22 protein-coding genes and 1 pseudogene are annotated in these 25563 nt (G+C 49.5%); 8 read left to right on the forward strand and 15 right to left on the reverse strand.

Going from position 1 to position 25563, the window contains the following annotated elements:
* The first annotated feature begins 142 nt into the window (after positions 1 to 142).
* The gene (locus EL645_RS31540) at positions 143 to 1696 is read left to right on the forward strand and encodes an alpha-glucosidase/alpha-galactosidase (RefSeq protein WP_126556431.1); all 1554 of its coding nucleotides are present in this window, start codon (positions 143 to 145) and stop codon (positions 1694 to 1696) included.
* 216 nt (positions 1697 to 1912) lie between these two features.
* Here the strand turns inward: EL645_RS31540 and EL645_RS31545 are convergent, their stop codons facing one another.
* On the reverse strand, positions 1913 to 2695 hold the full coding sequence (locus EL645_RS31545; protein ID WP_161977854.1) for a PadR family transcriptional regulator: 783 nt from the start codon (positions 2693 to 2695) through the stop codon (positions 1913 to 1915).
* Between the two features lie 194 nt (positions 2696 to 2889).
* On the opposite strand from EL645_RS31545, the gene EL645_RS31550 reads away from it, so the two are divergent.
* Positions 2890 to 3774 (forward strand): SPL family radical SAM protein, encoded by an 885-nt coding sequence (locus tag EL645_RS31550; RefSeq protein WP_126556434.1) that lies wholly within the window; start codon positions 2890 to 2892, stop codon positions 3772 to 3774.
* Here EL645_RS31550 and EL645_RS31555 read toward each other — a convergent pair.
* Positions 3737 to 4648, reverse strand: a complete 912-nt coding sequence (locus EL645_RS31555; protein WP_126556436.1) for a LysR family transcriptional regulator — start codon at positions 4646 to 4648, stop codon at positions 3737 to 3739. The two genes, EL645_RS31550 and EL645_RS31555, sit on opposite strands and share 38 nt — an antisense overlap.
* A gap of 164 nt (positions 4649 to 4812) precedes the next feature.
* Here EL645_RS31555 and EL645_RS44690 point away from each other — a divergent pair, with 164 nt between their 5' ends.
* On the forward strand, positions 4813 to 4935 hold the full coding sequence (locus EL645_RS44690) for a hypothetical protein (RefSeq protein ID WP_281276441.1): 123 nt from the start codon (positions 4813 to 4815) through the stop codon (positions 4933 to 4935).
* Positions 4936 to 5055: 120 nt separating this feature from the next.
* Here the strand turns inward: EL645_RS44690 and EL645_RS31560 are convergent, their stop codons facing one another.
* From EL645_RS31560 to EL645_RS31570, 3 genes are all read right to left on the reverse strand, one after another.
* The gene (locus EL645_RS31560; RefSeq protein WP_126556438.1) at positions 5056 to 6006 is read right to left on the reverse strand and encodes an NAD-dependent epimerase/dehydratase family protein; all 951 of its coding nucleotides are present in this window, start codon (positions 6004 to 6006) and stop codon (positions 5056 to 5058) included.
* A gap of 71 nt (positions 6007 to 6077) precedes the next feature.
* Complete coding sequence (locus tag EL645_RS31565) at positions 6078 to 6695, reverse strand: TetR/AcrR family transcriptional regulator (protein WP_161977855.1); 618 nt, start codon at positions 6693 to 6695, stop codon at positions 6078 to 6080.
* Positions 6696 to 6819: 124 nt separating this feature from the next.
* Entirely contained in the window at positions 6820 to 7632 is an 813-nt protein-coding gene (locus tag EL645_RS31570) for an alpha/beta fold hydrolase (RefSeq protein WP_126556442.1), read from the reverse strand.
* Positions 7633 to 8032: 400 nt separating this feature from the next.
* Here EL645_RS31570 and EL645_RS46370 point away from each other — a divergent pair.
* Both EL645_RS46370 and EL645_RS31580 read left to right on the forward strand, forming a co-directional pair.
* Positions 8033 to 8652: pseudogene (locus tag EL645_RS46370) on the forward strand (hypothetical protein).
* A complete protein-coding gene (locus tag EL645_RS31580) occupies positions 8589 to 9737 on the forward strand; it encodes a hypothetical protein (RefSeq protein WP_174845327.1) in 1149 nt (382 codons plus the stop codon). Before EL645_RS46370 ends, EL645_RS31580 begins: the two are co-directional and overlap by 64 nt.
* 66 nt (positions 9738 to 9803) lie before the next feature.
* Here the strand turns inward: EL645_RS31580 and EL645_RS31585 are convergent, their stop codons facing one another.
* Together EL645_RS31585 and EL645_RS31590 are read right to left on the reverse strand one after the other, a co-directional pair.
* On the reverse strand, positions 9804 to 10508 hold the full coding sequence (locus EL645_RS31585) for a YjbE family putative metal transport protein (protein ID WP_161977856.1): 705 nt from the start codon (positions 10506 to 10508) through the stop codon (positions 9804 to 9806).
* Between the two features lie 189 nt (positions 10509 to 10697).
* Positions 10698 to 10949, reverse strand: coding sequence for a helix-turn-helix domain-containing protein (locus EL645_RS31590; protein WP_246035641.1), 252 nt, complete (start codon positions 10947 to 10949; stop codon positions 10698 to 10700).
* Between the two features lie 1008 nt (positions 10950 to 11957).
* Between EL645_RS31590 and EL645_RS31595 the strand changes: the two genes are divergently transcribed.
* Complete coding sequence (locus EL645_RS31595) at positions 11958 to 13148, forward strand: lipid II:glycine glycyltransferase FemX (protein ID WP_126556444.1); 1191 nt, start codon at positions 11958 to 11960, stop codon at positions 13146 to 13148.
* An 83-nt stretch (positions 13149 to 13231) separates the two neighbouring features.
* Here EL645_RS31595 and EL645_RS31600 read toward each other — a convergent pair whose 3' ends face one another.
* Both EL645_RS31600 and EL645_RS41665 read right to left on the reverse strand, forming a co-directional pair.
* Complete coding sequence (locus EL645_RS31600) at positions 13232 to 13705, reverse strand: peroxiredoxin (RefSeq protein ID WP_126556445.1); 474 nt, start codon at positions 13703 to 13705, stop codon at positions 13232 to 13234.
* A gap of 308 nt (positions 13706 to 14013) precedes the next feature.
* Positions 14014 to 15240, reverse strand: coding sequence for a transposase (locus EL645_RS41665; RefSeq protein ID WP_218031778.1), 1227 nt, complete (start codon positions 15238 to 15240; stop codon positions 14014 to 14016).
* Positions 15241 to 15518: 278 nt separating this feature from the next.
* On the opposite strand from EL645_RS41665, the gene EL645_RS44695 reads away from it, so the two are divergent.
* Positions 15519 to 15968 (forward strand): Nif3-like dinuclear metal center hexameric protein, encoded by a 450-nt coding sequence (locus tag EL645_RS44695; RefSeq protein ID WP_126556446.1) that lies wholly within the window; start codon positions 15519 to 15521, stop codon positions 15966 to 15968.
* Positions 15969 to 15991: 23 nt separating this feature from the next.
* Positions 15992 to 16309 carry a hypothetical protein gene (locus EL645_RS44700; RefSeq protein WP_281276486.1) on the forward strand — a complete coding sequence of 106 codons (318 nt, stop codon included), beginning with the start codon at positions 15992 to 15994 and terminating at the stop codon, positions 16307 to 16309.
* Between the two features lie 296 nt (positions 16310 to 16605).
* Here the strand turns inward: EL645_RS44700 and EL645_RS31620 are convergent, their stop codons facing one another.
* The 6 genes from EL645_RS31620 to recD2 form a co-directional block, all read right to left on the reverse strand.
* A complete protein-coding gene (locus EL645_RS31620; protein WP_126556450.1) occupies positions 16606 to 17292 on the reverse strand; it encodes a hypothetical protein in 687 nt (228 codons plus the stop codon).
* Positions 17293 to 17616: 324 nt separating this feature from the next.
* On the reverse strand, positions 17617 to 18828 hold the full coding sequence (locus EL645_RS31625; protein WP_126556452.1) for a Gfo/Idh/MocA family protein: 1212 nt from the start codon (positions 18826 to 18828) through the stop codon (positions 17617 to 17619).
* A gap of 274 nt (positions 18829 to 19102) precedes the next feature.
* Positions 19103 to 20956: a WD40 repeat domain-containing protein gene (locus tag EL645_RS31630; RefSeq protein ID WP_161977857.1), complete on the reverse strand. Its 1854-nt coding sequence runs from the start codon at positions 20954 to 20956 to the stop codon at positions 19103 to 19105.
* A 185-nt stretch (positions 20957 to 21141) separates the two neighbouring features.
* Positions 21142 to 21768 (reverse strand): histidine phosphatase family protein, encoded by a 627-nt coding sequence (locus EL645_RS31635; protein WP_126556456.1) that lies wholly within the window; start codon positions 21766 to 21768, stop codon positions 21142 to 21144.
* Positions 21769 to 21978: 210 nt separating this feature from the next.
* A complete protein-coding gene (locus tag EL645_RS31640) occupies positions 21979 to 22962 on the reverse strand; it encodes a WD40 repeat domain-containing protein (protein WP_126556458.1) in 984 nt (327 codons plus the stop codon).
* Positions 22963 to 23317: 355 nt separating this feature from the next.
* Positions 23318 to 25558 (reverse strand): SF1B family DNA helicase RecD2, encoded by a 2241-nt coding sequence (recD2, locus tag EL645_RS31645; protein WP_246035642.1) that lies wholly within the window; start codon positions 25556 to 25558, stop codon positions 23318 to 23320.
* Between the last annotated feature and the right edge of the window lie 5 nt (positions 25559 to 25563).

Consider the following 25563-nt stretch of genomic DNA (forward strand, 5'->3'; position numbering starts at 1 on the left):
ATATCAGGCATTGACAGAAGCCACATATAGAAGTTACTATTGTCTCAATAGATCCATTCAACTACTAAAACTGATTGCTAATGTTACATTTTTACAATCATCTCAAATCCTCAGCCAACTCGATTCAAAGGAGAAGCATAACGTGGCTATTAAAATTGCAATGATTGGCGCTGGCTCGATTGGTTTTACACGCACATTGTTACGAGATATTTTGGCGGTACCAGAGCTGGCGGACACTACATTCGCCTTTAGTGATATTTCTGCCCAAAATCTGGAAATGGTTCAGCAGCTCTGTGAGCGTGAGATCAAAGCCAGCAAGCTGCCAGCGAAGATCGTTGCGACCACTGATCGGCGTGCCGCGATCGCCGAGAGTGACTATGTCATCAGCACTATCCGCCAGGGCGGGCTGGCAGCCTTTCAGACGGATATCGATATCCCATTGAAGTATGGCGTTGACCAGTGTGTCGGTGACACGCTGTGCGCGGGTGGCTTGATGTATGCCCAGCGCACAATTCCTGCGCTGCTAGATTTCTGCACCGATATTCGCGAGCTGGCTAAACCAGGGGCCTTATTTCTCAATTATTCCAATCCCATGGCCATGAATGTCTGGGCCTGTAATCAATATGGGGGAGTAAATACGATTGGTCTCTGTCATGGTGTTCAGGGGGCACACTGGCAGATCACCAAATGTATCGAACTATGGGCACAGAAAGAGGGACTGCTCAAAGCGGATGAACATTTACACCGGCGCGATGTCGATGTAATCGCCGCTGGCATTAACCACCAGACCTGGTTCATCAAAGTACAGTGGCGCGGCATGGATATGCTACCACGACTGCTAGAATTATTTGAAGCCCACCCCACCTTTCCTCAAACAGAAAAGGTGCGCATCGACGTCCTACGCCGCTTCGGCTACTATAGCACAGAATCAAATGGCCACTTGAGCGAATACCTGCCCTGGTACCGCAAACGCGTGAATGAAATTTCCCAATGGATCGATCTCTCCAACTGGATCAATGGCGAAACGGGAGGCTATCTGAGGGTATGTACTGAGGGGCGCAACTGGTTTGAGACCGATTTTCCTAACTGGCTAAAAGAAGAGCCACAACCAATCAGTGCCACCAGGCGCAGTGAAGAACATGGCTCATATATCATCGAGGCCCTGGAGACCGGTCGACTCTATCGGGGACACTTCAATATCGTTAACCAGAATCACATTACCAATCTGCCCAATGGCTGCGTGATCGAGATTCCTGGTTATGTTGATAAAAATGGCATCAATATGCCGGTCGTTGGAGATCTACCGTTGGCCTGTGCCGCGACCTGTTCGGCCAGCGTGCGTGTACAACAGATGGGAATGGAGGCCGCCGTCCATGGCGATGTCACATTACTCAAACAGGCCATGCTGCATGATCCCCTGGTAGGGGCGGTCTGTAATCCTGAGGAGGTCTGGCAGCTAACCGATGAGATGCTGGTCGCGCAGGCAGAATGGCTCCCACAATATAGCGCAGCCATTCCTCAGGCCAGGGCTCGCCTTGAGGCCGCCGTACAGAACGGCACACGTGTAAAAACCATCGAGACCGAGGGGGCTGCTCGCCTGCAGGTAAAGACGGTCGAAGAGATGGCCAGCAACCGGGCGGAAGCTAAGGCCAACGCCAGCGCAACCGATAAAGGGAAGATGACGAAAGTCTCGTAAGTGCTCATTTCTGAAGGATTAAGCAAGGGGCCAGCCCTTGTGCGAACGTGCGCTGACGCGCCCGAACTTTTTATTTCTTGTGTGGTGCAAAAAGTGAGTGTGGTGCAAAAGTGCGCTGTGCGCACTTTTGCACCACACTCACTTTTTGCACCACACAAGAATAATTTCATCCTGTCCATATACATATCCTTAAAAGATCATAGCTGTCCAGAATGCTTAGTCCTGAGTGGTTGTGTCTTCACTGGCCAGGATCAGGTATAGTTGTCGGCGCGTATTGCCCAATAATTCACGCGCAGCCGCAATCTGGGTCGGGGTGCCTTCCTGGGCTACAGTTCTGACCGCTTTTCCAAGCTGGTGAAAGAGATCTTGCAGCTCCAGCTGGCTATTATCGACCGTATCCGTGACGGATTTCCAGACCGTAGAGAGCTCATCTTTATGCTCTGCCACATAGGCCTGTCCGGCCTCGGTCAACTGGAACACACGGCGACCTTCCTGCTCTTCAGCCTTGATCAGGCCTTCATCTTCCAACATTTGCAGGGCTGGATAGACAGAGCCGGGGCTGGGTTGCCAGAGTCCGCCACTGCGCTCACCCACCTGCTGAATAATCTGATACCCATGGGATGGATTCTCGGCCAGCAACAGCAAAGTCGCCGAACGGACATCTCCACGTCCTATACGTGGACCACCACGCTCACCACGACGACCACGCGGCCCACGGTGCTCAGGTCCACCATGACCCTCTCCATGCGGACCACGATGCTCACGCGGCCCAAATTCACCAAAGCCAAAGCCATCTCCCCGGCGACCACGTGGTCCACGGTGCTCACGATGCTCATGATGTCCAAACTCGGCTGAAGGCTCTCCCCAGCGCTCACGATGCCCACGGTGCTCAAACTGCGCCGGGCCTTCACCATACGGGACTTGCTGACCCCTGGATGTATGGTGGAATTCTCTTGATTGGCCAAACCATGGCCCTTGATTCATTCCAAAATTTTTCATAGGTAACTCCTTTTTATTTAGTCCTATTTCTATTCGATGTACTTCCGATATACTATCGATATATCTATAATATATCGGGGAAATGAATTTGTCAAGGCCTATAATGCCTTTTTTGCTGACGGCAATCAGAATTAGTAAGATGTAACAAAAGAGGAAATCATTTATAATTAAGAGACGGAAAGGGAGAGAAGGTGATGGAAACAACGCAAAAAGAGGCCCGGAGCATTCTGACGGCGCAACACAAAGGCTTTCTGGCAAGTGGGCCATTTCCATTTACGCACGCGCTATCGGCATATACAGGCTGTGGATTTGGACAGACCACCTGTGGCATGTATTGCTATGCCCAATATCTGCCACAGTGGTCGTTTGGCAGCAACGGAGCCGCCTGGGGAGAAGCGGTACAGGTAAAAATCAATGCCGCTGAATTACTGGATGCAGCGCTCAGACGTATGAAAGCAGAGACGCGCCAAAAGCTACGTATCTTTATGAGCAGCACCACCGATCCCTATCAGCCACTAGAACATAAATATCAAGTCACCAGGCAATGCCTGGAGGTTTTTGCCCGCTATCCCGATCTGAATCTACTGGTGGTCCAGACGCGCTCGCCACTGGCTGAACGCGACCTGGCACTTTTCTGCCAGCTTCCTTATGCCTGGCTATCAGTAACCATCGAAACAGATGATACAAGCTATTTAAAAAGTCTGAAAGGTGGTCCGCCGCTAGAAAAACGCTGGCAACTGGTAAAGGCTGCGCGGGAGGCAGGCATCCACACACAGATCACGGTCAGCCCTTGTCTGCCTTATACTAACTTTGAGAATTTTGGGCAGCGTTTACTGCACAGCGGCGCACAGCGTATCGTAGTAGATACCGTTGTAGATGGGGATGGTTCGGGAGGCACGCGCACGGCTCGCAGTCCATTTGCCAGACAAGAACCGACCTGGGCCGCCACGACTCCCGCCCACCAGCTCTATAAGTACCTGCTAGCTCAGTCAACCGCGCAGGAGATAGAAATTGGCTGGAGCACTGCTGGTTTCTGTGGCATCAGACAGGGAGCGGAGTGGCAGCCGCTTCACACATAAACTCGCGCGTCACCGTCAAAAAGGCATTGAGAGCTGGCGAAAGCCATTTCTCTTTATGCCAGAGTACCTGCGTGTGAACATGAAATTCATGTCCCGGCCAGTGCAGGGCAACCATGCGCCCCTGGGCAATTTCCTTTGCCACAGTAATAGCAGGCAAAAAAGCAATCCCCATCGAAGCCATCACACACTGTTTGATAGCTTCTACACTGGTAAAGTCCAGGTTGGTGGTGGGACGCACCCCAGCTTCATTTAGGGCACGTTCAAAGACAACCCGATAGCTGCATCCAGCCTCAGTCAACAGGAACGGCTCACCATCCAGATCCTCTGGCTGGATAGCTGGCAACTGGACCAGGCGATGATCGGGAGCCACCAGGATCAATAATGGTTCGATTATCAGCTGCTCAATTACCAGCGCGGTTGAGCGTTGCGGCTCATCAATGACAAATGCGACATCCACCACGCCATCGCTAACACTGCGACGCAGATCATCATATGGAGTAGGTCGAAAGATCAACCTCACCTGTGGATAACGATCGCGGAACAGGCGCAGGAGCGCCGGCAAGCGATAAATACAGAGCGTCTCGGGCGCGCTGATGGTCAGCGAACCACTGGGAACATCACCAGCAGTAACCGCCTCGCGAGCCTCTTCAGAAAGCGTCAAGATCTTTTCCGTATAAGGAAGAAAGCGTTTTCCAGCATCGGTCAAGGCGATACGTTTGCCCAGGCGATCAAATAGCCGCACCCCCAGTTCCTCTTCCAAAGCCTGCATTTGAGCCGTAACACTGGACTGCACATAATTGAGAGATTGAGCTGTACGGCTGAAACTTAAGGTGGTCGCAACCATACGAAAAGTAACCAGTTGACGCAACTCCATGGCTTATCCTCTTATCATTTTTTTTGATCCATACTATCAAAAACAATTCCTTGACTCGATAATAACATAGATGTACACTTGAAACAAGGGTATTGAAATAGATATACAGGATTTATAAACCAGTCATTATTATGAAGCAGACGAAAGGAAAGACCATGGTAATCATGCTATTAGTACTTCTACTTATCCTTCTGGATCTGGCGGCATTACGCTGGGGAGTTGATAGTCGAGATAACATCGATAGTCCCGAATGGACAAAACGAGCACAACGTCATTTTAACATTTAAGTGCACATAGATGATTATGAACACTTCAAAGGAGAAGGATCATAAATAATAATGTAGGAATAATAAGCGACATCACCGTCAGAAGACTACCCTGGTGCTGACAGTGATGTCGCTTATTTGTTATCTGGCCTGCTCCTGATACCAATGTATGGTATGCTGGAGCGCCTCAGCTAAAGGTGTAGGTTTAACAGTAAAAGTCTGCTCAAACAAGCTTGAATCAACGATCTGTGGTTCCAGATATTGATAAAAAAGTTCCTTGTACTCATAGGCAAAGGTCTCATCAAAAACGCCAAACTCCCGAGCCTGTTCAACTGACGAAACATTTAAAATCTCTAGTGGATGGCCCAGCGCCTTGCCGACAAGCAAGCAAACCTCACGCGTTGTAGGAGCCTTTACAACCGGCAAGAGCCATTCCCGTCCCATAGCCTCCTCATGATCACCTAATATAGCCAGGCCACGAGCAATATCAGGCATATAGCTATAGCTATGAGGCAGATCTATATCCCCCATAGTTGCCACTGGCTGATTATTCAATGCAGACGGGAAAAAGTATTGGCCCAGGAACGAATTAAGTACCTGCGGACCAAAGAAATCGGCAGCCCGGGCCAGAGCAACCTGCACCTTTCCGGTGCGATGAGCCTGTAAGTAGCCCCAGGCTAATTCTGCGCGCAGGCGCCCTTTACGCGAAGTAGCCAGGTGAGGAGTAGCCTCAGTCATCGGCTGTCCCTGCGTCTCCCCATAGAGATAGAGCGTATCGATAACAACCAGCCGGGCACCAGCCGAAGCAGCACCCTCAATCAAGTTCTCTTGTAACCTTGGCAACACTTCTGGCCAGTGTTGATAAGGAGCATGAGTACAATTATAGACAACGGCCGCTCCATGGCAGAGATCCTGCACCAATGGCAATTGTGAGGCATCTCCGGCAACCAGTTCAGCTCCCGCCGGAACCTGTCCATGACCACTACGATTCACCAGGCGTACGCTCTTTCCCTGCTTTAGCAATTCAGTGGCTAACGAAATACCAACAGGCCCGGTCCCAAAAATGAGATGTAATTCTTCAGGTGCATTCATGACACAATCTCCTTGAATATAATTAAAAAATTTAACGTTGTTAAATACAGCGCAAAAAAAAGAGCAGCAAGCTAACTCTTTTCTTTATTTTTCCACGCTGCCAGCTGATCACGAATAGCCTGTTGCATAAGGTTCCTGGCTCGCTGTTCACCATCGTGAATACGATCAACCAGCATCAGACTCACAAGACCATGCAAGAGACTCCAGATTATCTCAGTTGCTCCCAATGGATCAGGAAGGGAAATCTCAACTTCTTGCGACCACTCAATCAGCACTTTTTGTGTGAGGTCACAAACATCATGCACAGCCAGCAATGTAGCCTCCCTATCCAAGGGCACTCCACCCAGACCATGCATCAACTGATACAACTCGCGATTATGAACGGCAAAGTCCCAGTAAGCATTGGCCATATCAAACATCTGCACCTCAAACTCGTCAGACCTGATCCTGGCCTGCTGCATAGCTTCCAATAGTCGCTCAAAACCCGTTTGTAAAAGCGCTAGCAACATCGCTTCTTTGTTAGCAAAGTACTCATAGACCATCGGGCCGCTGTACTCGATCTGCTCGCCTACCTTACGAATAGTCACGGCAGACCAGCTATCTTGCCGGGCAATCTGCAGCGCAGCATCCAAAATAGCCTGCCGGGTAATCTGCCTTTCACGTTCGCGACGTTCCTTGATCCCCATCATTATCACCATTAAATTATTTAACAACGTTCAGTACAGTCATATAATAAGGGATATTTACCCCACTGTCAAGTCTTTATGGGTGAGAAATATCCCTTATTATTAATTACTAATATTCAGAGTACGACTACACACTATGCAAAAAAGCAGTGGTAGCCTGAATAAACGCGGAATAATTATCGCGGCGAATATTATGGCCGGTCCCGGCAATATGAGCCAGTTGCCCATACCGCCAATACTGTAAAGCATCCTGTGCGATTTGTGGCGTAACAATGGCATGCAAAGCATTATCGCCCGTGATCAAGAGTACTGGACACTCTACGTTAGCCGCCAGTTCGCGCCAGGATTGCTGCAGGGATCTAATCTGCTGAAAAACGGCCGGATCAACATCGATTTTGGCATCGACCCACGGCTCATACTCTTCCTCATCCCATTTAGGATTCTCAGTTCGCACACTGGCCAACAACTCATCCCTTGTCATCTGCTTCAAACCAGCCAACCAGTTAGCCATGGGGGATGGTCGCGATCCATTATTTGTACTGTTCTCTGCTCGATCAACCAGAGGAGGATCTTCAAGTAAAATAGCCCGCACCAGTTCTGGATATTGCGCAGCCACCGTCAGGGCGGTCATGCCTCCCATTGAATGGCCAAGCAGATATGGCCGCTCCAAATTGAGAGCTTGAATCAGGCCTGCGACATCGGCTGCCAATGCCTCATAGGCAAAACCAGTTGCCAGCCCATCGGAATGCCCATGACCACGAGCATCGGGCATGATGACGGTATAATCGTCTTCTAACACATGCGCAATATGTTTCCAACACAACCCACTATCAGTTACACCATGCAAAAGAATAATAGCTGGCTTCTGTGCATCACCAGTTTGATAATAATGAATTTTAATACCATTAGCATTAATAGTACTTTCACGCCATTGTGCCATAAAGGTTACCTCCTTGTTGATCAACACTCAACATGCACATAATCACCGTCCAGTATATCATATCAAAATACGCGCTGGAGAAAGGTGCGGAGGACAATGGAAGATGAATCCTACCGCTCCTTAAACGCACATAAGCTCAACATTTTGGGTAGCATTGCAAATGCAATGCTACCCAAAATGTTACATTTCTTGACACATCGCACTTATTAATACAGAATTAATAGACGTAGCAGACAATTCCATGGTAGATTTTGTTCTGCGAAAACAATTACTTTTATAGCGTCCTTAGGATAGTTTTATGTAGAGTAACAACAACTACTATAACACAAGAAATAGAACATTGCAGCAAGGATACTATAAAAATAGTTGCCATACCTGAGTAGCTAATTAAAGGTGCATTGTGGGTAAAGACAATATCGATGCAAGCCTGGGCCTTGCCTTCAGTCTTGCGTTGTTCGAGCGGTATCGAAAAAATGGCCTGTTACACGCAGAGCTGCATCACGTACCAGGCATTCGTGGACGTTGTAAGGGATTTTTGCACCTAGTAGAGGGAAGGTTATCACTTGCTATATCGAGGACAAAGAGGGTCATCGTCACTCCTCAAGCAAGGAGATTCTGGCCAGGGTTGATAGCGAGCGTGGGCCATTCGAGTGGACGCTGTCACCCCATCCCACTCCACCTTCCTCAAACCCAAGGCCAGATATAACTACGCGTCCGTTACAGAATTCGCCTGTACCAAAGACCACAGCTCCTCTTGACCTTAGCAGGCTGGAAGGCTGGACATCCAGACAAAAGTTGATGTTATCTATTGTCTATGATTTGATCGATGCGACTGCAAACATCGAGGAAATCAAATCCAAGTCGCCTCTTCCACCCGCGGTGACAGAAGAGGCCCTGCGCGTTTTATTGTCGATGAAATTGATAGTGATTTCGGTGTATGTAGGAGGGAAATCATCATGGCAAACTTTTCAACCCCTGAGACACCCCTGCCCAGAAAAGATTGGTCGCCAGCTGAGGTAGTAGTTAAGCGAGAGGCCAATAATGGGAATCCGCTGGTCCAATGGTGGTATAGGACAACCTCGATGGCGGAAGTTAGCTCTGATGCAAGTTTCGTTAAACGCGAAACGGTGCGTAAATCACAGCTGCTCAGTACGGTGCTGTTTTATTATATTATCGTAGTCATTGTATTCCTCCCCTGCTGCCTTCTCCTTCCCCAGCCAGCGATTGTCTGGGCCGACCTTGGTCTGGTTATCTCCGGCTTTGTAGCTCTTTTCTTAAACAGGCAAGGTTACGCACTGGCCGCTTCATTGACGGTTGTGATTATGTTTGAGCTCATGCTGAGCCTGGCACTAGGGCTGATCACACCACTTGATGAGCCAAGCATCCAGCTCTATGATCTCTATATCATGGGTGAACTGCTAGCTGTATCATTGTTGCCGGCTCGTAGTGTATTTATCTTTGCCATTGTTAATTGTCTCTTAATATTGACAAGCATGCTCTATCAACCGCACACAACATTCTTTAATATAGATATGCAAACCCAGTTTATTCCGACTATAGTCAGGCCCATTGCCTTGCAATTTATCGTGGCAGGTGTCTCATTCGTGTGGGTACAGAGCACAACCAAAGCGATTGCACGCGCTGATCGTGCTGAAATGGTCGCGACGCTGGAACATGCACTGGGAGATCAAAAACGTGAGCTAGAAGAGGGCATTGAACAGATATTGCAAACCCACGTTGCGGTGGCCAATGGCAACTACAATGCACGCGCCCCACTAACACAAGATAACTCACTGTGGCAGATCGCTCGGGCACTCAATACGTTGCTTGTACGTTTACAACGGGCCGCCCTGGCCGAAAAAGAACTACAGCGTGTAGAGCAAGCGGTCACCGCCTCAGTTCGTGCGGTACAGCACGCAGAGCTACAACACCAATCCCCTCGTATCCCTTTTACACAGACGGCCATTGATCCACTTATCGCCGTACTACAGGGCAAGACATTATCCTATACACAATCGCCAATGTCGCAACAAAATATGATATACGCCCCCTTCCCCTCTGAAGGAGGACGCTTATCGCATCCTGATCAGACCAGATATCCTTAAACCTGACACATATTGTACAGGGAGACTTATCCTTCTCCGCAAGGATAAGTCTTTTTATGTGTGTGGTTACTGATACCTGTGATCTCGGCGCCGTAAATAGAAATCAGCAAACAGGACAATGGCAATAGTGATGGCAGGAGCGATAAATTGGAGCCAGGGGAAAGCGGCAAAGACGTTTTGCAGGCTATCATCGCCCAGGAAAATATGCGCAGCGGTCCAGGCTAGAATCACACATGCTACATCCAGCAGCCAGGGTAAATGATCCATCATATTGGCAAGCAGTGAGCTGCCAATCAACAAAATCGCGATGCTCAACAACAGGCCAATGACCAGAAAAATAATATTGCCCTCAGCCAGGGCACCTACCGCCAACACATTATCTAAACTCATAGTGGCATCGGCCACTAAAATCGTAGCCAGCGAAGCCCAGATACCATTTGAACCGCGTTGAGTCAGTTTGTCTTGTTCAGACTGCTTTTCAGCATCCGATTTATGGGCATCTTTACTGCGATCTCCCAACAGCCGTATAGAGATGACCAGCAAAATAATACTGCCAAAGACACCTAGAAAAGGGATCTGTAACAACATAGTGGCTGCAATGGCAAAGATAATACGCAAAATAATTGCTCCACCACCACCAAATAAAATTGCCCAGGTACGTTGATGGCGCGGCAAACCAGCCGCGGCAGCCCCAATCACCAGGGCATTATCACCGCTTAAGATCAGATCAGATAGTACGATACCACCAATTGCAGTCAGCCAATGAAGCATCCAGACACTCCTTACACAATATACAAATATTACAATTTCCACATCATCCCGATAAGCTGATCCAAAAAAGCAGCAAGGGACCACAACCCACATAATATGGGATAGATAGTTAAACGTAAGCAATTTTAAAATATCAAATCAAAAAGGAGTGACGCAAATCTGCATCACTCCCCAGTTTCGTTTCCCATCCTAAACCGTTGATGGGGTTCCCGTGTTGAATAACGCATCCAGCGTATGCTTGCGTACACGATAGCCACAACGTTTGCCACTATGCGGAAGCGCAACAGCTTCTAAAGCACCAGATTTAATCCAGCGACGCACAGTTGTATCATCTACTCGTAAGTGACGGGCAACTTCGCGAACCGTGAGCAAATCACCGCCCATTTCAGGCTCGTTCACGTCATGCTTTTCTTCGATATTTGCCTGTTTGTGTCGGGCCATCTCATGACCTCCTTTATCACTTAACAAATACGCTTCTACTATACAACAATGTGCACTGTTCAACAAGCACATTTTCGCCAAATCAAACTGCATTTTTCAGAATAGACAAAACATAAAAAGTGCGTATTCTATTTTTACGTTATTACATCTATTCTAAAAGCACTACTAATGCATACACAGTTCAATTTATAGAATCAAGACGTTGAATAGAATGTTTTAGGGTAAAGAATTACTACGAGTTATTACCTGGACACAAGAGAGGAGGAAAAAATAATGTAGCTTAACCGAAGTAACTATATGGACTCCAGTGGAATTCCGAGAAAGTTTGTATTTGTGCCGCCACTTCATCCTAACGGTAACATCCACACTCAAAGCGTCATCATAACCTAGACGCAGCATCCCTGAAGATGAGGCAGCAACCACCAATAATAGGAGATGACAAAGAAACACGTCGATTGAAGCAGAACTATTTTTCCTACCAGATTTATCAATTGCTGTGTTGATAAAAATTTTTTATTACAAGCTCTAAAAGCGCTTATATCCATGCGCTGGAATAATCCAAAAGTGCTGTCAGCTATCCGTTATGCTCCGAAATATGGTATACAAATAAAGTGCAAGGAGAATAACTGTCTGTAACACAGAAAGATTCATGGTGCGAAACAGAAAGAGATAGCCGTAAAGGTCGCGAACACAAACAAAGTAGAACGATCGATTTTGTGCTTCATCGGAGATGGGATGGTCAAGGAATAGCAATGGAGACTATATCACGATCATTTTAATTCCAGGAGCAGTCAGTGCATAGAAAAAATTAAAACTAAGCTATGTATCTGCCAACGCCGAGTGACGTACTCTACGTTGCGCACAAAAGGAACCACGAAAGTAGGCATAAAAAAAATGAGTGTGGAATGGCGGATAGGGTACCGGAATCATATTGTGTTGAACAGTTTTGCACCTGGCTATTGTAATCATCAAACTTAATCCATCATTCAGCGGAAAGTATTATCTACCATGAATACATCGGCACATATAACTATTCAAGAAATCACTGATCGAGAGCAGTGGAATGCCTTCGTCAGTCAACAACAATATGTACATCTTATGCAATCATACGAATGGGGAGAGCTCAATCAATATCTAGGCTCCCGTGTCTATCGTCTTGGCGCCCTGGTCAACGACCAGCTAATTGGTGTGATGCAATTACACGTTGTAGCTATCCCAGTACCAGTTTTACGCTTGAATTATCTCTATTGTATACGTGGACCGATTCTAGAAGCACCCGATTCACCTGCCCTACCAGCACTGGTCAAACATGCACAGGGTATCGCACGCAAAGAGCATGCGATTGTACTACGTATAGATCCAAATATTCCAGATGATGATGCACAGGTTGAGGATTGGCTGAAGGCATTTAAGAACCTGGGCTTCTACACCAACACCCACACAGGCGTCTCACGCCGCAGCTGGGTCCTGGATCTGCGCCCGGACGCAGAAACCCTGCTCGCTAACTTCAAAATGACCTGGCGCCAAAATGTGCGCTCATCACAACGCAAAGGCGTTGTCATTCGTGAAGCGACCAGTGATGCTGATTTTGACACCTATTATGATATCCTCTCTATTACTGGCGAGCGCGATGACTTCTTCATCCATAGCAGGGATTATCATAAAGAGATATTTACACGCTATCAGAAGCGTGGACAGGCGGTACTTTTCCTGGCTGAGCACGAAGGCGAGGCCATCGCTACCAAGATGCTGATCAAAATGGGTAACTGGTGCTGGGATATGTTTGGTGGCTCAACCAATAGCAAACGCAATCTCAAGGCCACCTATCTGATCCAGTATCATTGTTTCCTCTGGGCCAAAGAAAATGGCTGCGACTTCTTTGATTTCCGCGCCATCCCCAATATCCTGAAACCCGGCGAAGAGATGTGGGGCGTCTATGAATTCAAAAAAGGCTTCGATGGCTTCTCACGCCTGGTCATCAATACGCAAGACTATGTGTATAATCCTTTATTGTACAAAGCGTGGAATCAACTTATTGATATGCGTCGATCTCGCCGCCAGAAAGAACGCTCACAGTTAGAACTGGAGCGGGTTGCGCGCGGACAAAATCAGAATAATAAGCCGGCGGCAAATGAACCGCCTGCCACGCCCACAACTCCTGTCATAGAAGAACAGCCCAAAGTAGAATCCCACAAATAATAAAGACTAGCCTACCAGAAACGCCCGGCGCTCTAGCTTTGATCGCCGGGCGTTTTAAATTAAAAACGGACAGTAGTAGTATGTTATCTGGCGGCATTTAAAGTTTTCAGGGCTTCATCAATATGGCGCTCGGCTGCCAATTGTGAAGAGAAAACATGGCGCACGATACCTTCTTTATCAATGATGTAGGTCACGCGACCGGGTAGCAAGCCAAACACGGAGGCCGCGCCGTAGAGTTTTCTGACGGACCCGCCTTTATCGCTCAACAAAATAAAAGGCAAACGATGTTTGCTCGAAAATTTCTGATGCGCATCCACTGAATCAGAACTGATACCCAGTACTTCAGCGCCCGCGTCCTTAAATACTTCATAGCTATCGCGAAAAGCACAGGCCTCAGCCGTACAACCCGGGGTATCATCTTTAGGATAAAAATAAAGCACAACCGATTTCTGACCACGAAAATCTTTTAAACTAACCACTTTACCATCCTGGGTAGACAAGGTAAAATCAGGGGCTACATCGCCGACCTGCACCTTAGAGCCCGTTGTTGAAGCCATATGTAAATGCTCCTTTTAAATTTCTAGCATATATGTGAGATGAGGAGGCTAACCTCCTCGGGTAACAAACTCCCGGCCACAAAAATCACAAGAACGGCTTAAAAAGTCATCCTGGAATGCAAACTAGATGAGCTAAGCAGCGCTCCGATTTGTATAACATCTATTTATTCTGCTTTATTGCATTCCAGGCAGGGGTTTTTACTGTTTGTCCAGAGATCGCAGGGGATCACGAGCAAGCGACACGATATCCATTCTTTCATGCGTGGAGTGTGTGGAGGGCGGCCGTAGCCCTCTTAGGTGTAGGTTTTTCAACAGGAGTTGAAAAAGCCCTCTGCGAGCGGCAAGTCAGGCCCCTGAGGCCAGGGCTCAGCGGGCAAGAAGAAGCGTAACGGTTCCTGTAAGCGCCAAATGATACGCGCTGCCAAGCGACACCCCCGATTGAAGCAACTCAACTTGCGCCTTTGATGCTGCTTTCGGTCGGGCTTGGCCGTGCGCCGAGCAATATGCGTGGGAGGCAGGCGTTCCAGGCAAGGCGCCTGCTCCTGCACCTCACGCTGGGCTCCCATCCCTACGGTGAGCAGAGTCGCTACCGCCATGGCCAACCAGAGCCGTTCCACCCGTGAAGGGATCTCACACCGACAGCGTTGCCAGTTCCACCCCCCTCGTTTCCCATCTTTGAACCCACATTCGATCCAAGGGCGCAGCCCGTACCAGCAAGCTTGGGCCTCTTCGACGGGCAGATCCGTCACCACGAACCAGGGCTCCTCATAGCCTTCATCCCAGCGCGCCAGCAAGCGACAGCGCAGCCGAGCATGCCGATCCGAAAAGCACATCACGTCCCCACTCCATTGGGTTCCCGCGCTGGGAACGAGCGTTTTGATCTCTCGGAAGTCCCCCACCCGATGACTGCTGGCTGGACGGGCCTTGCTGCCGCTGCGAATACGCAAAAAGGGATGCCACCCACACGCCACGATTTTTTGATACAGCCAGCGAGCGTAGAGCCCTCGATCTGCCATCACCAGGACTTCCCATTGCGCAGGAACGGACCCGCGCAAGCTCTCCAGTAGGTGCAGCCAGTGCGATTTGTGTTCTCCTTTCACTCCAGCTGGCACGATGTGCCAGGCGACCGGGATGGCACAACTACGCAGCACCACGGAGATGGAAAGGATCACGAAACGGTCACTCACGTTGGTAGCGTCGACAACGAGCACCAGACGGTGGCTGCTGGGATCCCAGCAGGATAGGATCCAGGTCAAGAGGGGCGCGAAGCAGGCCGAAACGTCCACCTGCTGCCGATGAGAACCCCGTTTGGCACCCGCTTCATTGCGCCATTCCCGCAGGCGTTGAAAGACGGTTGGTTGCGTTTGCCCCAACACTTCTGCCAGGCTGTCGGACACCTGGGTCAAGCCGCAGGTTCCTGCTATGACAATCCCCAGGCTGTAGCAGGCCAGCACCTTGGCTTGGGGCCAACTCAGATGAGGAAAGCGTCTTGCTACTTCTTTGATCCAATGCCATACTGTTTCTGGATACGACATGGTTTTCTCCCTTTCGATCGCCTTTGTTTTTGACGGTGGTCTTATCGTAACAGAAAACCGTGTCCTTTTTCTTGTTCCCTTTCAAAAAACCTACACCTAAGAGGGCCGTAGCCACCCACCACACACCCCCAACCCGGCGCCGCAGGCGCCAAAGAGGAACATGAAAAAGCCCTGTGCTAGCATATAAAATATTGGCTTCCATGGATAGAACATGATATGCTCTATACAGAATGCCAGGTTATAGACACAAAACTGGCTAGAAAGATGGAATAACACGTATGGCGAGGAAGATTCAGGAGGTCATCGACCTTATTGTGGCTGAGATACCGGGCGCTCCTCTGGAAGATTCTATTGATACATTTAAGTGCGGAGATCCAGAGCAGGAAGTAACCGGGATCGTCACAACATTTACAGCAACAATAGATGTCTTGCGGCAGGCGGTCTCTCAGGGAGCCAACCTGATTATTACCCATGAGCCAACCTTTTACGAACACCGGGATAACACCGATTGGTTAGATGAAGATCCGGTCTATACCGCCAAGCGCGCCTTCATCGATGAGCACAAACTTACCATCTGGCGCTTTCATGATTACTGGCATATGCACGATCCAGATGGCATCCAGATGGGAGTCGAAAAGGTTCTGGGCTGGGAAAATTATGAGCATACCGATAATCACTATGTCATTCATATCCCCCCATCACGGTCGCCGATCTTATCGCGCAACTAAAACAGAAACTGGGCAGTAACACGATCCGCTTCATCGGAGAGCCAGCTATGCCCTGCCAGCGCATCGGTATGCTACTGGGAGCTATCGGCGGCGAGAATCAAATTAAAGCCCTACACCTGGCCGATCTGGATGTGGCCCTGTGTGGAGAGACCGTCGAATGGCAGGCCGGTGAATATGTGCGCGATGCCATCGCCACAGGCCAAAAGAAGGCACTCATTATCCTGGGGCACGCCACCAGCGAAGAGGCGGGCATGCAATATCTGGTTGAATGGCTACAGCCCAAAGTCGATGATGTAAAGATAACCTTTATACCGGCTGGCGACCCTGTCCAAATCATATAGCTCATAGCTAAACCATAGTAATTTTTTAGTGTGTTGCGCTTTTGCTGCAACACACTAAAAATGTGTCTTACTCCTATCCGCATGGGAAGCGTGCCGCCCTTGTACGGACGTGCGCTGGCGCGCCCGAGCTTTTTTTTCTTGTGTGGTGCAAAAAGTGCGCTGGGCGCACTTTTTGCACCACACAAGAAAAATCTTGAGCACCTTTGGCGCTCAAAATCAGGCATGAAGAGCACGGTGATCATGAAGCTCAGACACACACTAAAAAATTACTATGGTTTAGCTTTTAGCACATAATATTAAGGATACTGCGGGTGTAAAGCAGTGTATTGAGCATAACCCGAGATAATATATTGTGCCGTCGTCTCAGGTGGAGCATATAAGCTATTGAGATTCCAGCGCTCCAGTGCTCCATGGCGCATGTGGATATTCAACCACATACTGGTATGGCTACTAGAGCTATGGGTCATCTCATTATAAGAAGAGGTAGTGGTCTCTACTTTAAGATCCAGGTTGACAATCTCCGCATAGTTTAATACTTTAAAACTATGTTTCGCAGGCTGGCTACAATCCATACACTGCACAACCCCTTCCGGCAACAAAATCAATAACGAGTTACGAGCCCGCTCAGTTCTTGACCTGGCAAGGAGTCCCACGCCCACGGCCAGTGCTACAGGCACCAGCACAAGAAGAAGGCCTGCAGGCCAGAGCATATGCATCCAATCAGATGAAGTGGTGGGATCAAAGGAAACAGGGAGCGGCGAAGTAGGCTCAGGAGTTGCAGAACTATATTGAAAGATTTGGAACCAGCCAAAGAAGCTAGCAGCTATAACTACTATCGCCTCGCAGATACCCACAAAAAACAGGGTGAAGATGCCCATCAGGATAGCAGCTCCAATGGGAGATCCCCTGCCATGCAAGACGCGCCAGTCTGATGGTATTTGTTTTTGATTCACCTGCGCCAATATCGCTTCGGGATCGATCATATACAGGCCTCTTTCTCTACAGCTTTTTATTATAAGCGCAGATGCAGCACTTATTACAATTATTTAAACGCATAAATACAATTGTGTCAAAAAGGCCCGAATATAATCTATATATTTAGAGTGTTTCTGATCTCCATGATCTTGAAACCTGAGTTTGAGTGCCAAAGGTACTCAAGAAATATCCTTGTGTGGTGAAAAAGTGCGCGGTACGCACTTTTTCACCACACAAGAAAAAAAGCGCGGGCGCGCCAGCGCACGTCCGCACAAAAACGGCACGCTTCCCATGATGAGAATAAGACACATTCCTAAACTGAAGTTGCTTCTTTATTGCAGCTCAGTAGCTGGAAAATGGGTATAGTTAGCCAGGGGAAAGGCTTTGCCGGGCTGCGCCCAGGCAATACCCAATTCGCTAAATAGCTTCTCCTGCTCAAAAGCTTGCAGGATCACTTCGTCGATGCCTTCAACTACGGTCTTAATTGAACCGCCCTCTTCAAAACGTTGAATTAAGGTGGCATCAAATTGATGAATAGGAGAGGATTCATGCGCACCATTGAAGCACAGTACGTGCGCGCCAGCGATATCTAGATCACAGACAAAACTTTGTGGGTCCGCTACTTTTGCGTAGAGATGCTGCAGCAGGCGATCACGCAACTCCACACCAGTATCGCAAGCCAGTTCTTCATGTGTACCATCGGCGCGGCTAATCGAGACGCGATCGGAGGTCCAATGAATGCTTCCTCGTTCACCGCGCACAATGATCTCTGGGCCAGCCTCCCGCACTGAACAGTGAGTAACATAAAAATAAAGTGGAACATCGTTCTCTGTGGTTACTCGCATACAGGCGGTATCGGTACTCTCGATCGCATGGCCGCGATATAACTCGGCCTCGATGCTGCGCAGGGAGGCTGAACGCGTCAACTCACTACCAGCTAAAAAGCAGAGCATATTCAACTGATGAGAAACAGCGTTGCTAAAAGGCGAGTCCAGGATCCAGGCTCCATGCACCTGCAGGCGGCCAGCCCAGCCATTGCGAGCATAATAATCATCCAGGCGCGGCCATAAAGCATAACACTTAATGCTCTGCAGTTTACCAATCTGCTGCTCCAGAATAGCCTGCTTCATCCATAAAGTCTCATGCGCATACATCGTCTGGAAGCCGACCGCCACAAAACGTTGCCTCTCTGCGGCACTGGAACGCATAAGCAATACATCTTGAATAGTCGCGGCGGCCGGCTTCTCCACGAAAACATGCGCGCCCGCACGCAAAGCAGCCAGCGTCATTGGCGCATGCAAAGGGATACCCGTAGGAATAAAACAAAGATCACATCGCCTTTGAAAGTGCTCCAACATGACCATAAAATCGGTAAAGATCTCGCAGCCAATGGAACGCAAATGCTGGCACTTCTCCGCCTCTTCCTCTTGATTGATAACAGTCGCTCCTAACAGGCGAACCTCCCCGCGCTCCACCGCACGCATCAGATCTTGATAATGGATATTGCCGAATCCTGACACACCAATCAGACAGGCTGTAATCATACAGTGATCTCCTTATAACAAAGAAAACGTCTTCTTTCTATCTATAGCATAAGCCATCCTTACCCCATTCGTCTACCTGCGCCTGCGCCTGGCCTGAATCAGGGCTTTTTACTTTTCCTCTTTGGCGCCTGCGGCGCCAGGTTGGGAGTGTGGAGAGTGTGGTGGGCAGTTGCGGCCGCCCACCACACTCTCCACCCATGAAAGCATATCCATCGTATCGCTTGCCAGTGATCGCTGGACGAACCATTAAAAAGCCCTGGGCCTGAGTGACTTATCAATAGCGAGCGCGCCAGATATTGACCTCGCGGGCTGAGGATACGATATGTTTGCCATCTGGAAGCCAGTGGGCGTCTTTGACACCGGCAAATACACTTGAGGAGGGTGAATGTCCACGGTAGACATAGCCTTTGCTAATCAGGCCATTAGCTGCTGTCCAGACATGGACGGTATCCTGCTCCGATCCGACTGAAGCAAGCATCTGACCATCCGGAGACCAGGAGACGGCAATGGTTTTTTGCAGGTGCTCAGAATAGATAGCAAGCCGCTTGCCGGAAGATGCTTCCCAGATGGAGATATCGGTGCCTTGAGCAACGGCGATACGGCCATCAGTTGGCGACCAGGCCAGATCCATAACCTGTTCACTATCACCGCTAAATTGTTGGATATGTTGCCCGGTCCGAACGTCCCAGACCTGAATCACGTCTTCTGAACAGGAGGCAAGATATTGACCGTCGGGCGACCAGCAGAGACGGCGCACACCCAGGGTGTGTTCAAGCTCGTTTTCATGGCCGCGATAGACCAGCACCTCCTCACCAGTTTCTACGTCCCAGATAAAAATAGTCTTACAGCGCGCTGCCGCCAATAACTTACCACCAGGCGCATAGGCGACACTAGCGACGATTGTATAGCGCGAATTCTCGGTCCCTTGCTGCCCAAGATAAGTACGTGTAAGCGGTCGCGCATCCCGACTCACTATATTCCAGGTCAGGACCTCCCCATACATATGACCAGAGACGATAGAGGTACCAGTGGGCGACCAATCAATGGACTGAATATAGGTGGACGTGGGGCGATAAATAGCGATCGTAGAGCCCGTGGAGGCTTCCCAGATATACAAGTTTGTAGCGTTAACGGTAGCGATCAATGAACCGTCTGGTGAGGGCCTGGAAGTATAAATAGTAGTGGGTTGACCACGCCTTAAGATTGTCTTGTCAGTATGAACCTCCCATAGATGCACGCCCTCGCCTGTACATGCCAGTAGCGAGCTATCCACCGACCAGCTAACGTTGTTTGTAAAGGCAGTAGCTTTATCATAGGTTGCCAGGATAGTAGTACGCTGAATATCGTAGACCACCTGGGGTGCATACCAGGCTCCCACGGCAAGATACTGTCCGTCCGGCGACCAGTTCAACTCGCTAATCTGGCCAGAGGAATGTTGATAAGCGGTAAGCAGTTGACCGGCCAGGGCCTGCCAGATATGGATAGCGCCACCATTGCCTGAGGCCAGTAGCAGGCTATCTGGTGACCAGGCAACAACAGTTACGCCAGGATTGTGTCCTTTATATGTATAGACAATAGTGGCCGTGTGAGCATTCCAGACATAGACTAATCCATCATCACTGGCAGTCGCCAGGTACTGGCCATCCGGCGACCAGGCAATACTATTAATAGTTGTTTGATGGGCCTCTAATAGAGAGCTTTTACGCCCGGTTTGAGCATCCCAGATCACCACAGCATAACAATAATAACCCGTGGCCAGAAAGCGGCCATCCGGCGACCAACTAATTGTCAGTGTCCAGTTAGTATGGCCACCATTGCCACATTTCACACGCATCTGGCCCGTCTCGGTATCATAAATATGGATAGTCTGATCCGCGCCGCCAATCGCCACGGCCAGGGAGAGGCTATCTGGCGACCAGGCGGCCGCTCCGGATGAACCAATGTTATGTGGCAATTGCAGCAACGTCTGGCCAGTGAGCGGGTCCCAGATCTGAGCTGATTCATAGGAATAGCCAGCCGAAAAAATACGTGTGCCATCTGGCGACCAGCGCGCGGGGTTAACGAACGCATAACCTTCATGGTACGAAACCAGTGTAGTGCCAGGGTGGATATCAATGCTATCAGTCATATATTCCTCTGCATGAGCTATAAGCATTTTACCCAATAATATTATTGTAGTATATAATAATCTAGTGTATTTTCAGCTAAAAAGGATAATAACAAATAGAGAACACTACCTGCCAAAAAAGAGCACCCCTGGTTTTTATTATAGAGATTCACAAACCAGGGATGCTCTTTTGGGTAAGAAGTAATTTAAAGCAGGTGGCTGGTGTCGTTATGGTATATAAGCTGGGCCTGGTCATCGGCGATGCTTAGCTCAGTGATACTGGCGGGATCAAGGCGCAGGCAGCGACTGGCCGGTAAAGCCATGTTGATAACGTGGCCAACCAGTAAGCGCAGGGTGGATTTATGGCTCACCAGTAGTACGGTCTGGCCGGCATGCTTGTGCAATAATTCGATCACACAGGGCACTACGCGCGTAATCACGGCTTGTTGCGTCTCGCCTTCGGGAATCTGCGTCATCCACGAACCTTGTTCCCAGTGGGACAGTTCGCGTGGATAGTGCTCGGAAAGATAGGCGCGGGGTTGATTCTCCCAGATGCCAAAGTTCATTTCGCGCAAGGCTTCCCGCAGTTGTATTTCAAGCTGCAAAGCCCGGGCAATCGGTTCAGCCGTATCGCGTGCTCTTATCTGTGGGCTACAGTAAAGAGCATCAATAGATTGCCCACGTAGACGCTCAGCCACTTGCTGGGCCTGCTTACGTCCAGTTTCGGTCAGTGGAACTTCAGTAACGCCACAAAACGCATCTTCTCTACTTTGTGCAGTCTGACCATGTCGCACTAACAGCAGGCGTGTCGTTGCTTCTTTCTGAGTAGTCATAACTGTCCCCTTTTATGGGTACAAATACTTGTCCAGCACAGAGGATACGCGTAGCGTTATCCCTTTCTTTTCTGCTGAACATGTGATGGCTCTACACAAACATGTTCGCTATTCAGATAATAGAGAAAAGGAGGGCTGGGTATAAAAATCAGCGACCCACCCCTCTCTGTATACGCTATACAAACCTATAAAGGTGATATTTAGAGCTATTTATAATTTCCAGATCTCTATTTTGCGATTGTGTGCGCCGTTGCCAGCACCAGCCAGGTAGCGACCGTCGGGCGACCAGGCCAATGCGGGCACAATACCAGCCTCCGAAGAGAAAGCATAGAGCCGTTGACCACTCAAGGCATGCCAGATATGTACGACATCAAAGGCGTCATCGCTCGACGAGGCAATATGCTTACCATCAGGTGACCAGGATAGTGAATAGATCCCATAACTGCCCGTATCATGACCATCGTAGCGGACGACGGTTTCGCCAGTATAACTATTCCAGACATGAATAGATGAAGAGTTGCCAGCGGAAAAATGGGAGATCTCGCCTTCATCGCCAGAGGCTACATATTTACCATCTGGCGACCAGGACAGGGCATGCACTTCATGCTGATGCTGGCGATATGTATGTAGTAGCCGACCGGATTTATCCCAGATCTGCGCCGTGCGGTCGTTGCCTCCCGAAACCAGGCGCTGCCCATCCGGCGACCAGGCCACGGCCTTTACACGGTCGGTGTGTCCTCGAAACACACCAACTTCTTTGGGAGCAGGGATATGGCTTTGTGGAGAAACAGGAATGATGTTAACGGTCTGCTTCCAAAATACAGAGGCAATATAATTACCATCACGTGACCAGGAAAATGCATTGACATCGTGGATATTGCCACCATGTCCCCAGTAGCTCATCAACAGAGAGCCATCGCTAGCATTCCAGACGCGCAACGTATCATCCAGGCCGGCTGAAGCAATGTAACGACTATCAGGAGACCAGGATATAGAAATAATCGGGGCGGCATGATTTCGATAAGTCTGACAGAGATCTCCAGTCCGTACATCCCACACCTCTACGATCTCACCCCTACCACCAGACGCAATATATTTGCCATTCGGGGACCAGGCCACCGCGTATATATCCGCAGGACAGTGATATGTCAATAAACGCTCGCTTGCCGCATTTCCTAAATGATTCTGTTCCAAAATAACCTCTACCAGGTATCTATACTATAAGATTGGAATATATAATGCCAATTTACCTATTTTTGGTTATTCTGGCAAGTATTTTTATATAGAGCAAGACATTTGGTATATATTTTTCGAGCCTGAAGGGAAAATATATCATCTAGACTTAATAATTATATTTGGAATAAAACGATATGTACGTGCGTTTCTTGCCCCAGCTTCATAACCCCCTTGCCAGAAAAGCAAAAAACAAAAGCGCTTCATAGATATTTAGTATTATTATTGTTGCTTTTTCGATCGAGAGCGGATGAAGCGGGGCAAGCCCCACACGTACAGATCGTTTTAATTGTTGCATTTCAGTTAAATGAAGCGCCTAGAGGGGGATTTTCAGGCGATCGGCGAGGGCGGTATAGCGCTGGCGGTCCATGACACGGTGAATGGCCATGCCGATCGCTTTGGTGGGGCCGACAAGTATGGCTAGTTTTTTGGCGCGCGTCAAACCCGTGTATAACAGGTTGCGGCTTAGTAGCATGTAGTGCTGCATGAACAAGGGGATGATGACGATGGGATACTCGCTGCCCTGGGATTTATGAATGGTGATGGCCCAGGCCAGGGCGAGCTCTGAGAGGTCAGCATAGTCGTATGTGACTTCGCGCTCAGCAAAGCGTACTTTAACTTCTTGTTCTTCCAGGTTGATGGCGGCAATCGTGCCGAGGTCGCCATTGAAAACTTCACGCTGGTAATCGTTGACCTGCTGGATCACGCGATCCCCGACGCGCAGGGTGTGGCCACCACGCGTCAATTCGATGCCACCTGGCTGTAGAGGATTGAGTACCTGTTGGAGCAGAGTGTTCATGTGGCGGGTGCCGACTTCACCACGGGTCGCAGGGCTGAGTACCTGAACCTGCTGCAGTACGTCCACACCATGGGCGGGCAGGTAGTGGCTGACCAGGTGACTGATGCCCTCAGCTCCGATCTCAGGTTCAGGCGCCTCCAACCAGAGACAATCAGAACTGGCGAACTTCGTTGTAGGGGTAAGCTGGGGAAATTGTCCGGCATTGATGCGGTGAGCGTTGGTGACAATATGGCTCTCAGCAGCCTGCCTGAAGACAGTGGTCAAGCGCACCACTGGCAGACGCTCAGACGTAATCAGGTCGCGCAACACCATGCCCGGTCCAACGCTGGGCAACTGATCGATATCGCCAACAAATAATACCTGTGCATGGGTGGAGATCGCCTTGACCAGCGAATGGGCCAGGAAAAGATCAAGCATCGAAGTCTCATCTACCACCAACGCATCCGCTTCCAGGGGATTCTGCTCGTTATAGCGAAATTGCATGGTCTTGGGATCGAAAGCCAGCAGGCGATGGATGGTTTTGGCCTCCCAGCCGGTCATCTCAGATAGGCGCTGGGCCGCGCGTCCAGTCGGGGCCGCCAGCAGGATAGTTTTACCCATGGCTTTCCATAAAGCCACAATAGTGCGTGTGGTAAAGGTCTTGCCACAGCCAGGGCCTCCCGTTAGAACCAGCATATGTGAGGAAGCAGCCAGCTCAACGGCCTGGCGCTGTTCAGCGGAGAGCACGATGCCCTTCTTCTGTGTATATCCATCAATCCAGCGCTGCACACGCTGTGCATCAACCTCGATTGGCTCCTGCGCAAAGCTGGCCAGCCGTTTGGCCAGCGCAACCTCGGTATGGTAAAAGGCCGGTGCATAGCAGATGGTTTGCCCGGCCATCTCACCATAGCCCGGTTGAATAATTAATTGCTTCTCCTCGGCCATCTCGGTGATCAGCGTACGAATCTTATCTGCATCGACCGGAAATTCAGGCAGGGCCAGTTGCTCAACCACCTGCTCTACCAGCTCGGATTGGGGTAAGAAACAATGTCCATCATCGGAAGCTTGCTGGAGAATGTGCAGCATACCAGCCTGGTAACGGAAAGAGGAATCGGGAGCAATGCCCAGGGAGCGAGCGATCGTGTCGGCGGTGATAAAACCAATTCCATAAATATCGGTGGCTAGCTGATAAGGATTTTGAGAGACCTTCTCAATCGCACTATCGCCATAGTGCTTAAAGATCTTAACGGCATAGGTAGTAGAAACCTTATGGCCCTGCAGGAAGATCATGACTTCTTTAATGGCCTTCTGGGCCTGCCAGGCCTGGGCGATCATCGCCACTCTTTTTTGCGCAATGCCCGGAACCTCAGCGAGGCGTTCGCTCTGCTGCTCAATCACATCCAGTGTATCCATGCCAAACTGAGCTACAATGCGCTTCGCCGTCACAGGACCAATGCCCTTGATTAAGCCACTGCCCAGATATTTCTCCAGGCCCGTCAGGGTTGCAGGTTTGGTCTCCTGGGCATGCAGTACCTGGAATTGCTGCCCATACTTCAAATGCTCGCGCCAATAGCCGGTCAGACGCAACGTCTGGCCCGCATGAATTTCAGGAAAACTGCCAACGATGGTGATCAAATCGCGTGCGAAGGATGCTTTCAGCCGCGCAACGGTATAGCCAGTGTCTTCAGCATGATACGTTACGCGCTCAACAATGCCTTGAATATGTTCTGTGGGAGCCTGCGCAACTCGCTTGCCGGCTTCATCTTGTGGTACTGACACGATAC

Source organism: Dictyobacter kobayashii (assembly GCF_003967555.1).
Classification (GTDB): Bacteria; Chloroflexota; Ktedonobacteria; order Ktedonobacterales; family Ktedonobacteraceae; genus Dictyobacter; species Dictyobacter kobayashii.

Bases quoted from the DNA above. Each gene is read 5' to 3' on its own strand.
- EL645_RS31545 (WP_161977854.1), bottom strand. From the start codon at position 2,695: ATGAAAAATTTTGGAATGAATCAAGGGCCATGGTTTGGCCAATCAAGA.
- EL645_RS31550 (WP_126556434.1), top strand. From the start codon at position 2,890: ATGGAAACAACGCAAAAAGAGGCCCGGAGCATTCTGACGGCGCAACAC.
- EL645_RS31555 (WP_126556436.1), bottom strand. From the start codon at position 4,648: ATGGAGTTGCGTCAACTGGTTACTTTTCGTATGGTTGCGACCACCTTA.
- EL645_RS44690 (WP_281276441.1), top strand. From the start codon at position 4,813: ATGCTATTAGTACTTCTACTTATCCTTCTGGATCTGGCGGCATTACGC.
- EL645_RS31560 (WP_126556438.1), bottom strand. From the start codon at position 6,006: ATGAATGCACCTGAAGAATTACATCTCATTTTTGGGACCGGGCCTGTT.
- EL645_RS31565 (WP_161977855.1), bottom strand. From the start codon at position 6,695: ATGATGGGGATCAAGGAACGTCGCGAACGTGAAAGGCAGATTACCCGG.
- EL645_RS31570 (WP_126556442.1), bottom strand. From the start codon at position 7,632: ATGGCACAATGGCGTGAAAGTACTATTAATGCTAATGGTATTAAAATT.
- EL645_RS31580 (WP_174845327.1), top strand. From the start codon at position 8,589: ATGGCAAACTTTTCAACCCCTGAGACACCCCTGCCCAGAAAAGATTGG.
- EL645_RS31585 (WP_161977856.1), bottom strand. From the start codon at position 10,508: ATGCTTCATTGGCTGACTGCAATTGGTGGTATCGTACTATCTGATCTG.
- EL645_RS31590 (WP_246035641.1), bottom strand. From the start codon at position 10,949: ATGGCCCGACACAAACAGGCAAATATCGAAGAAAAGCATGACGTGAAC.
- EL645_RS31595 (WP_126556444.1), top strand. From the start codon at position 11,958: ATGAATACATCGGCACATATAACTATTCAAGAAATCACTGATCGAGAG.
- EL645_RS31600 (WP_126556445.1), bottom strand. From the start codon at position 13,705: ATGGCTTCAACAACGGGCTCTAAGGTGCAGGTCGGCGATGTAGCCCCT.
- EL645_RS41665 (WP_218031778.1), bottom strand. From the start codon at position 15,240: ATGTCGTATCCAGAAACAGTATGGCATTGGATCAAAGAAGTAGCAAGA.
- EL645_RS44695 (WP_126556446.1), top strand. From the start codon at position 15,519: ATGGCGAGGAAGATTCAGGAGGTCATCGACCTTATTGTGGCTGAGATA.
- EL645_RS31620 (WP_126556450.1), bottom strand. From the start codon at position 17,292: ATGATCGATCCCGAAGCGATATTGGCGCAGGTGAATCAAAAACAAATA.
- EL645_RS31625 (WP_126556452.1), bottom strand. From the start codon at position 18,828: ATGATTACAGCCTGTCTGATTGGTGTGTCAGGATTCGGCAATATCCAT.
- EL645_RS31630 (WP_161977857.1), bottom strand. From the start codon at position 20,956: ATGACTGATAGCATTGATATCCACCCTGGCACTACACTGGTTTCGTAC.
- EL645_RS31635 (WP_126556456.1), bottom strand. From the start codon at position 21,768: ATGACTACTCAGAAAGAAGCAACGACACGCCTGCTGTTAGTGCGACAT.